A 10,306-nucleotide genomic window follows, 5' to 3' on the forward strand; every position below is an offset into this window, starting at 1 on the left:
AGTCTAACTTGGAAATTTTGTAAAGAAGGTCAGCGAAGCGTATTAGCCATCAAACTTCTCTATAAATGCCATATGATGAACTTCCGAAGAAATATTAGTGTAAATTTTCCTTAATGTATCACGATGCTCCCCTAAAACTCTCCCCAATTCTTCTATCAAATAACTATCCTCATATTTATCTTTAATGATTCCTTCTAGAGTCGATTTTACTTCACTAGAGTATCCACTTTCATTTATTATAGCTAGATATTTCAAAATGTTAACTTTCGTATCGTTATTTTGGGTTGCCCAAAATATACAGCGCATAACTGAACAAATTTTGAGCATATTTTTGAAAGTCCAATTAGTTTGCATGATGATATTCTCGGTTTGCTCCCAATAATGATCCAAGAAATCATTAACAACTTCTATATCGGTCCTTTCAACCCATTCCATGATCATAGTAGTTGGAATTTCAACTATCGGGCTAAAATATTGAGTATAATTAACACCTCCCATGTTCGTCCCTTTTACTAACTCTTTCCGACGTGTTAAGTGTCTTGTCAGGGACTCCAGTTCATCATCAGTTAAAAATCTACCACTAACATTTCCTCTTCGTGAATGATAATTGTTCACGATTGTTTGGAGTGGATAGTGAACAACTTGTTTAACTGGATCCATACAATCATTTAGACCTTGAATAACATGATCAACCGTTTGAGGCCGCGCTGCTTTGTTTTTATTTCTAAGTCGGTTAATGAAACGACTAAAAATTCCTTGATAATTAGCCAAGCGTGGATCCCTATTTGTTAGCATATAAAGCATTAGCGAGCCAATGGCATAAATGTCTGAATGGGTTCCTGAGGTGCTGAGGTCATTTAATTGATCTGGATCAACAAATGCATCTTGCCCCAAGAAACGAGAGTCACTGCGTGTCAACTGCTTTGACATAACCCGAGTAAAATCACGTCCTAAGCTAAAATCAGCCACAAGTACACGATAAGTACCATCATCATTAATAAATAATAGTATGTTTGAAGCGGCAAGATCCCGGTGGATGATATCTTTGTCATGAGCAACCTTCAAGGCATTAAGTACTTCTATTGTAATCCTATAACATTCCTCCTCTGTTAATGGCCCATTTTCCTCCACATAAGTTGCAAGGTTCATTGTTGCCTTTGGCATAACGAACCAGGGCAGATCTGCTTCGATACTATAATCTACAATTTCAATTACATTCTCACAATCTGCGAGCTCCAGAAGGATTTTAATTTCCCTTATGAACCTGCGGCGATCATTAGCAGCTGAGTCTTTCCGAAGGACTTTGACAACTAACGGTTGATCAATAACGGAGTATACTTGACCATACCCCCCTTCTTGAAAGGGAGTTCCAGGATATCTTGTTTCCCATCTGGTTTTATCTTCCCATGTGAGGATTCCATTTCTGTATTCAAATCCTCTTTCACTCAATAAGATATCTATTAATTGTTTCTGTATTTCAGGTGGAGTTGAAATGATCATATAGCTCATAAGATTACAAAAAGAATCCGGAATAGTAGTTCCCTCATTTATATCATTTAGGTAAAAGCCTCCAGTCATTTCTGTGCTCATTCCAATAGCAATGTAATACGAAATGTCGTAATCTGAGTTGAATTTGATTAGGATATGGTTGAACTCTTCGTTTGAAAATGATCTGGCTATGAGAGATGCTAAACTATTAATTGCACTACCCGTTAGTAATTGTCCCATTACAACGCTCCTAAAATAACATTCTCTTCTATTTATACTAGTATCTTTACGGGTAATTGGCAAATTATGATAACTGTATGTTATTGTGTTCAGCGCATATGCAAAAATCGAGACAGAACGTTAGAGCTTTTATATTCATTCTGATAAATCGTCTTGGAAACAAAAAAGCCCAGTTAATCATGTACCCTTGATTTGACTGGGTTAAGACTCTAATTGCTTATTATATATACAATCGTAACTGTGAGTCCTATAAGACTGACGATGATAAGTAATATCTCTTGAAAAAAGAAACTCATATAATGCCCCCTCTCAGATTAAGAAATATATATGTTTAATTCATATCTCTCTGTAAACGTTCTTTAACTAGTAATAATTGATCTTGAGGAATTATTGTAAATGAGCTCTTCCTATCCCAATATGCGTTCGTAGGGAGGATAATAACGTTTTCTGGATTAAATCGGATAAAGCTAATAATAAGTGATTCGAGGACATCTTTAGGGATATCAGTCCTTATATGCCCGCCAGCCACGTCTAAGAGGGAGAATACCTGTACCACACCACTTCCTGTTCCTACTTTTTGGGCAATCGCTTTTAATACTTGCTGCTGACGCTCATTCCTATGAAAGTCACTGGAATAATTTTTGGGTCCGCGATCGTCATGCCTATGGCGAACAAAGTCTAAAGCTTTTCGACCGCTTAAGACTTGAATACCCGGATGCAAATCAATAGATGTTCCATCAGTTGGATCATGATATAACATTCGACGATCGACGTTGACCTGTATTCCACCTAATGTATCTATAGTCTTTATGAACCCTTCGAAATCGATAGAGACGTAATAATCAATCGGGATTCCCAATACCCCTTCAACTGTCTTTTTTAAGAGAAGCGGGCCTGATACATCTGAATTCTTTTTTGCTTTTGATGCTTTAATTCGTGCTATTTCTCCTTTTGCATAAGCCGAATTTATCTTCGCCGGCTTGGAATATCCTGGAATATTCACACGCAAGTCTCGTGGTAATGAAACAAGTGTGACAGACTGTTTTCCTGGATCAACAACAAGAACAATAATTACATCAGTATTAAGACTCCCACCCTTTTTACGTGTATCTTTTCCTACGATGACAAATGAAATAGGTTTAGATTCTTGAAGATTGAGTGTTGAAGGTATCTCAGGAGCTGGATCTCGTTCCATAATAGATAAATCCGGATTTTCTGAAGCCGGCAACTGTTTTGAAAATTCTTCGGTGGGTCTATCTATAATTTGGTTTATCACAGAAAGGATTTGGTGGTTGCTCATATTGTCTTGATTTTGCAATATCAATGCTATCAGATTCATTTCTTCCTTTGTTAGTTCGCGCTGTATTGTCTGAAGATTATCGTTGCTTTGGATATTGGTTAACTCTTCCTCTTGAAGATACTCGGTTATATTTCTTTCTGATATCACTTCCTCCAGGTTTGAATTGTCCACTTTAGCTATTTCGGTTAAGCTCGAATCAATCTTCCACCAAATTAATCCTCCAATGAGTAAAGCAGCAGATACTAGAATTAATAAGATACGACTCTTCATTAGCAATCTGTCTCTTCTTTCTCTAATTGAATCAAAAAGAACTTTCGCGTTCTTTGTTTATTTAGTTTCTTCATTCTTGATCCTCCATATAATTCTTATTTGAGGGTAAAAAAAAGACACCTATCCTAGTCGGATAAGTGTCGGGGTTCTCCCTAACAACAATTTGTTTATATTACTAGTATATTAAATATTTATCCATTTGAGAAGTAGAGTAATCTATCTTCTTATTCGTGTAATAATAAGTAAACCAGCAAATAGTACGAGACAAAAACCTACCACGGGAATTATTAGATATATAACCGAGTCTATTTGAGGTTGAACCATCGGTAACTCGCTGTGCTCCGCGGTGAAATCTTCTGGTAGTTGTTCTACCACTTGAACCCCCACACTATCCAAATCGGATTTACTTATCTCTTCACCTGTCTCAGCATCTTCATAAATTGGTTCACCTGTTTCGTCGAATCCATTGAGGATCAGATAAATACCGGCTCCTGTCAAAAGATAGTTAGCATAAGAGCCATTAGAATTATATACACGTCTTTCTGTACTCGTTTCCTTTTTACCTGAAGATTGATTCGAGTTATTTGAAGATACAGAAGGCTTCGTACTACGCTCAGATGACTTATTATTTGTTGAGGGAGCTACTTGTTTAGGGACATTACTATTTGTACCACTGCTTGTACTAGATGGTACTTTAGACGGAGAGGCTACAGACGGTTTAGAAATACTGGGAGAGGACGTTGTACGGGATGAACTGAACCCAGAAGTTGAACGAGCCCCTCCTCCACCTTTTGCCTCTACAATCGTTGTAAAGCTTAGAAACGTTAAAAGGCTACCTATCATGAAAAAAGAGACAGTCTTTCTGAGCATTTTTAACACTCCCTTCAATATATTCAATATCCTGATTCATTGTATAAATTTATTCAAATTTTGAATCACTGTAGATATCATGTGGCACCTTGTTGTCCAGATGAGATTTGCTTTTGCTTTTCGTATTCTTATGCCGATTAATGAATCGTATGAGAAGCAGGTTATCATTAACCCACTTCTCAATTGTTCTATTGGGCTGTTTATTCCTTAGTTATCATCATTTCTATTTGCAAAGAATCTTTTTCCTTCATCTAACAAATCGTAAAAATTTTGTGGGGACCATTCTTCAGGAAACTCTTTTAGTATTTCTTCCGCAAGCACTATGAGAGTATTCTTGCAGATCGTAACTTTATGAATCGGGCCTTTGCCATCAATTATTCTTAACAATATAAAATTTGGGATTTTAATCTCAGGATTTATGATCAATGCCAATACTTCCTTTCCACTTTTTCATCCAACAGGTCCAAAAATCATTATCATTTTTGCATTCTATAAGAATTTTTACTTTCTTACCTTCCCAATTACTTTACCAGGAGATTAATTACGTAGGCTGCCTCTGCTCGAGTCAGTTTTCCTTTTGGTCTAAAGGTATTGTCAGGAAATCCTTTAATTAACCCTGCTTTAACAGTTGATTGGACAAGTCCTATTTGAGATATGGAAGCTGCATCAATAAACGGAGATGAGGTAGTATCCGGACTCAACCCTTCTGCACGTGCAAGCATGATCGCCATTTCTTCACGCGTGACTGGTTTCTCAGGAGCAAAGTAAGCCCCATATTCATCCGGTAATACTATTCCTGCCTCAATGGCAGCCACCACATATGACGTGGACCAACGATCTTTCGGTAGGTCCGCAAATGGAGAGTAGTTCCCACCAACTGCGAAGGATTTACTTTGAACAAGCATCGTAACAAATTGTTCTCTCGTCACGTCATTAGAGGGCTGAAAGGTACCGTTTGCAAACCCCTTAATGATCCCCCGATTCGTAAGATTTTGTATGGCCACATTCGCCCAGTGAGAAGAAGGAACGTCTTTAAATCCCTGGGTGAAAGTGTTACTTGGACGACTAGTATTTGTACTCGCTGGTGTGCTTGAGTCTGCCTTAGATACAGACAGTTTCTTTTTAACATCTTGTCCATCAATAAACACGTCGTAAGAACCTGGTGTTAAGTGACTAAATGTTATATTTGTTCCGTTAGTCGATTTAGAGTAGGAAGTATTCCCTTTTTGCTTAAGCTCCACTTTTACGTCACCAGAGGTACCGGTCCAAGAAATGGTTGGTGAACTGCCTGTGGTTACAATAATATCAGTTGCCTCACCTTTTACCTCTCCGAAACGAAATGAGTCAGCATACTTACCATCAATGAAAATTTTGTATTCCTGATTCAAAGGAATACGATAGAATACTACTTCTCGCTCATCTGTACGCTTAGAACTCACTGTCGATTTCCCATTTTTAATAGAGACATCTTTAGTACCGGTCGTTCCTTTCCATGATACTTCTATCGTTCCATCCTTCTCATCCGTTTTAATGCGGAGGTTTTTGATATCCTTATTTTTGTTTGCCTCATCCAGATTTGAAATCTCAAAAGATTGAACGTAATCGCCATCGATGTATACCTTATATTTCTCATCTGGATCTAGGTTTAAAAAGGTACTGGATTTACGATCTGTCCGGTCTGCGTCAAATATTTTAGTCCCTACCTTCAATTCGACTTCTACAAACCCCACACTATTCTTCCAGCTTAATCTAATGCCGTTGTTATTGATCTTTGTTAGAGTTAAATCATATGGATTATCTGACAAATCTTCAATAACAAATGTCCCTGCCGATTGACCATTAATAATAAGTTTGTATTCTTCGTCTTCATCTAAATCTTTCAAGACGATACTGTGGTCACTCGTATTTTTTTCAGTTACCATCGTCCCATCTGAATCATGGAGTTCGATTAGAATTTTACCTTTTGTCCCGCTCCAATTCACACGTACAGAGTTATCGTCCTTTTTCACAATAACGATATTACTTGCTTTACCAGATGATGTATTGCCCCCGGTGGTTGGAGTACCGCTACCGGCCGATTCCTCCATTTGGACTGTCCCCGATTTAACATTCGCAATATAAACATCATAAGTACCAGCTGGAACCTTTGATAAAGTGAACTTTGAAGATAAAGTACTTCCTTTATAAATACTCTTTTCAGCTTGTTTAACTTCTACATCGACCCTACCTGTGGTTCCTTTCCAACTTATGATTTTACTCCCTTTTATCGGTCCATCTGATACGGTGTAATCAGTGATAGTCGGGGGTGGTGGTGCTACTGGAACCTCAATCGTAAAAGATCCAATCTTAGATCCGGATACATAGACATCGTAGTTACCAGCGGAAAGGTTACTTAAATAGATTTTTGTAAATCTAGTCTCACTTTTGTACACGGTTTTTTCTGCAGTTTTAACTTCAACAGGGACGATACCCGTAGTTCCCGTCCATTCGACCATTTTAGTTTTATTCGGCCCATCCGATACTTTTAATTCAGTAGCTTGTCCCCCGCTTTCGCCAGGACTTGAACCATTATTGTTTGATGGGGGTGGAGTATCTTGGCCTGTTGAGGAAGCCGATACCGTAAAAGATGCTGACTTCTGGTTGTTTAAATAGACATCATAGGTACCAGGTGAAGCTTGTTTCGATAAGGTCACACTTAAGAAGCGGGTACTTGTTTTATAAACGGACTTTTCCCCATTTTTTATTTCTACCTGAACAATACCAGTTGTTCCTTTCCATGAAACAATTTTCGTTTTTGGTATCGTGCCATCTTGTACTGTTACATCGTAGGGTGCACTGTTTTCTACGTTTGTTGCGTAAGCAGTAGGTAATTTAGTATTAGATAGTAAAAACGACGAAGTTATTAACGAAGTTAGAACCAATCCAGTCACAAAACGATTCAATTGTTATCGCTCCTTCTTGATTTATGCTGTGGCACCAATTGGTTGCCTGATTTCTAAAAACTCATATTCTGAGTTCAAGTTATGTAAAAGTTCCGTCTTCAGGAAGCTTTCTTTGATGTAAGAATCTCGGGAGTCTCTCAATGCATACTCAACAAGTACATGTCGAGCGAAGGCACTAACCACTTTACCTACATATAGCTTGTCCCCACGCCTTTCACGAAAGGATATGTCTGTTCCGACAGGAATCCGTACGTTCCTCATTTCCACTGGTTTATGTTCTTTCAAAAAAACCATCCCCTCTTAACGACAAAAAAAGATCCCTCATGGCACACTCCTTTAGAAGTGTTGACCATGGGGGATCTCCCTCATTGCCGCTCAATATTTTGTTATAAGTATTATAACCTACCATCTTTAGGAAACCAATACTACCTTTTTATATTTCATGGATGTTTTGAATAGATTGGGTTAAGGTTAGTTGATTTTGATCCAACATTTGTCATCACCACCTCTATCATATCTCGAAAAGTGTCTATTGTATAAGAAAAAGATCAGGGTAATACCCTGATCTTTTTCTTATAGTTATGGAGTTGTTGGAGGAGTGAACACCGTGAGTGTATTCACATCCCCTGTAAATGGCTGCTGTGTTGCCGTTACAGTAAACTTCCCGTTCTTCAGCGTCACGCCCACATTGTCTGGCGTAACAAATTGCGTTTGGATACTCACATACCCTGCAAATTTTCCGTTGAGGAAGAACCCATATACTTTATCCGGCAGCTGGAACAGGGATACATTCGTGAAGCGGGTGCTGGTCGTTTTCACAACCTGCTCTCCTTCTTTCAATTCTACATTCACTAGTCCTGTTGTTCCTTGCCATGTCAGGGTTTTGTAGTTGGGATTCGCGGCTACCGTCAAGACAGGGTTGTACTCGATTACAGGTTGTCCAGGTACAGTTGTGCTCTCCACGGTTAATGTTCCCATCTGTTTGCCTGCAATGAATACCTCATAGGTGCCGGCAGCCAGATTGGAGAATGTTACACTTGTGAAGCGGGTCGATTGATTCGCCTTAATGACACCCTCTTGCTTCAGCTCTACCGCCACAAGCGTATTGGTACCTTGCCATGAAAGGGTCTTCGTCCCTGGGATACTTCCGTCCTTCACCGCCAGATTGGTTGGTTCCGCTGTTGGCTGCGTCGGTTCGGTTGTCGTGGTCACCGTGAATGTACCCAAGTTCGTACCAGCCACATAGACATCGTATGTGCCGGCAGCCAGATTCGTAAACGTTACATTCGTAAAGCGCGTCGTCTCTTGTGCTTTGGTTACGCCTTCTTGTTTCAGTTCCACCGTTACCATGGTGGTTGTCCCTTGCCAGGAAACGATTTTGGAACTGCTCACGCCGTCTTTTACTTCTAGGTTGGTAGGAACCTCCGGTTGCTTGCCGCCGTCCCCACCGCCAGGTGTATTCCCGGTTACGTCAAAAGAACCTAATTTCACGCCGCTTACGTATACATCATAGGTGCCATTTTCCAAATTGTAGAACGTCGCGGACAGGAAGCGGGTCCGTTCAGATGCTTTCAACTCGTCGCCCTTCTTGAGCTCAACCGTGACGACTTCCGTCGTGCCTTCCCACTTCACCACTTTACTGCCTTTTACCGTTCCATCTGTCACTTGCAGATTTTTCGGTGTTTGTCCGGGGGCTCCTTCACCCGGATTGCTCGGGTCTTTGGCATTGGAAACGGTCAACGTACCCAAGTGCGTATTGGCAACGAAAACGTCATAATCGCCGTTCGTTAGATTGTAGAAGGTGGCCTTTGTGAAGCGGGTATCTTGTGCGTGCTTGGTTTCCCCGTTTTGCTTCAGCTCGACTTTCACAATCTTCGTGGTTCCTGTCCATGCCAGGTTTTTACTTCCCGGCAGCGAGCCATCTGTGACCACCAGATTGGCTGGTGTCTCCGTATTTCCTCCATTGCCGGGTGTTCCTGGCTCTTTTCCGGTTGTCACCGTGAAGGAGCCGACGGACTTCCCAGCAATAAAGACATCATAGGTGCCGTTTGGGAGATTGTAGAACGTCACCTTCAGGAAACGGGTGCTCTGCGAGTCTTTCAACTCTCCGTTTTGCTTCAGTTCAATGGCTTGAATCCCTGTGGTACCTTTCCAGCTTAACACTTTGCTACCCGGCATCGGGCCATCTACCGCTTGAAAATCCGTAGGATTTTGCTCGGTCGGTGTTGGTGGGGCAAATGTCAGGCGCTTCGTGACACCCATTCCCCAATTGCCTTTGTACTCCGTATAAATGGTGACATCATATTCACCGTAGGTGATGTTCGCCAATGTCGAGGTGCTGGCTACCGTCAGGGTAACAGGCGTATCCGATCCTACCTTGAGAAGATCGACACGGTAGCGGGAAACACCCGGAACAGCTCCCCACGAAACCTTGGCTGCTGCTTGTTGGTTCTCCAGCTTAATCGTGTTGACATCGACGATTTTGGTGGCTAAATCCGTTGTATCGATCGTAACGGTAACCGGATCACTTTCTTCTTGGCCACGTAAAGCAGTTACAGTAAACGTTTGAGAACCGGTTCCTGCCGGAACGGAAACATCAAACAGGGTACTTGTCCCCTCTTTCGCTTTCGTTACCCCGTTCACTTTCACGGTGTCCCCATCGATCGATTCAACCGTAAACAACACCGTACTTGCATCCACCATGCGAACCTGTTTCACCGATGGTTTCTTCACACCAGAGACAGCAGCAAGCGTCTTAAAGGTGGTAGTTGCCTGTTTGTCGGCATATCCCGTTTTCGAGGCAGTAACGGTTACTTGGTAATCGGTGCTTGGACGTAAATCAGTTATGGTGGCGCCGTTTCCGCTAATGGAAGAAGTGCCGTCGTTTGGCGTTAGGGTGACCGTATAGGTTACCCCTGCCCCTAGATTCGTCCAGAGTAGCTTTCCGCCCGTTTGGGTAAGATTACTTGCGTTTACATTGAACGTACCAAAACTAGCTTCCTCACGCGTTACCGTAATCGTATACGTACGGGAAGCAGATCCATCTTCCGATGTGACGATGACAGTCACGGTGTTTTTCCCGACCTGCAGCGGAACATTGACCGCACTTTTTGCCTCGTTCCCATTAATCGTCACCTTGGCCATGTGATCTGCAGCAGCTGCCGAAACATTGACAGAGGCAGTGGCATTGGTCACG

6 protein-coding genes are annotated in these 10,306 nt (G+C 41.2%); all 6 read right to left on the minus strand.

Annotated elements, in window-relative coordinates:
• Positions 1–42 precede the first annotated feature (42 nt).
• A complete protein-coding gene (locus ACFYU8_RS18745) occupies positions 43–1,728 on the minus strand; it encodes a serine/threonine-protein kinase (RefSeq protein WP_390301661.1) in 1,686 nt (561 codons plus the stop codon).
• A gap of 331 nt (positions 1,729–2,059) precedes the next feature.
• Positions 2,060–3,298 (minus strand): LCP family protein, encoded by a 1,239-nt coding sequence (locus tag ACFYU8_RS18750; protein ID WP_390301658.1) that lies wholly within the window; start codon positions 3,296–3,298, stop codon positions 2,060–2,062.
• Between the two features lie 216 nt (positions 3,299–3,514).
• Positions 3,515–4,168, minus strand: a complete 654-nt coding sequence (locus ACFYU8_RS18755) for a hypothetical protein (protein WP_390301655.1) — start codon at positions 4,166–4,168, stop codon at positions 3,515–3,517.
• Positions 4,169–4,375: 207 nt separating this feature from the next.
• Positions 4,376–4,600, minus strand: a complete 225-nt coding sequence (locus ACFYU8_RS18760; protein WP_390301652.1) for a hypothetical protein — start codon at positions 4,598–4,600, stop codon at positions 4,376–4,378.
• Positions 4,601–4,689: 89 nt separating this feature from the next.
• Positions 4,690–7,110, minus strand: coding sequence for an S-layer homology domain-containing protein (locus ACFYU8_RS18765; RefSeq protein WP_390301649.1), 2,421 nt, complete (start codon positions 7,108–7,110; stop codon positions 4,690–4,692).
• Positions 7,111–7,689: 579 nt separating this feature from the next.
• The coding region (locus ACFYU8_RS18770; protein ID WP_391365906.1) for a cadherin-like beta sandwich domain-containing protein at positions 7,690–10,306 on the minus strand (2,617 nt) is incomplete at its 5' end.

Source organism: Brevibacillus sp. NPDC003359 (genome assembly GCF_042878995.1).
In the GTDB taxonomy this organism is placed as follows: Bacteria; Bacillota; Bacilli; order Brevibacillales; family Brevibacillaceae; genus Brevibacillus.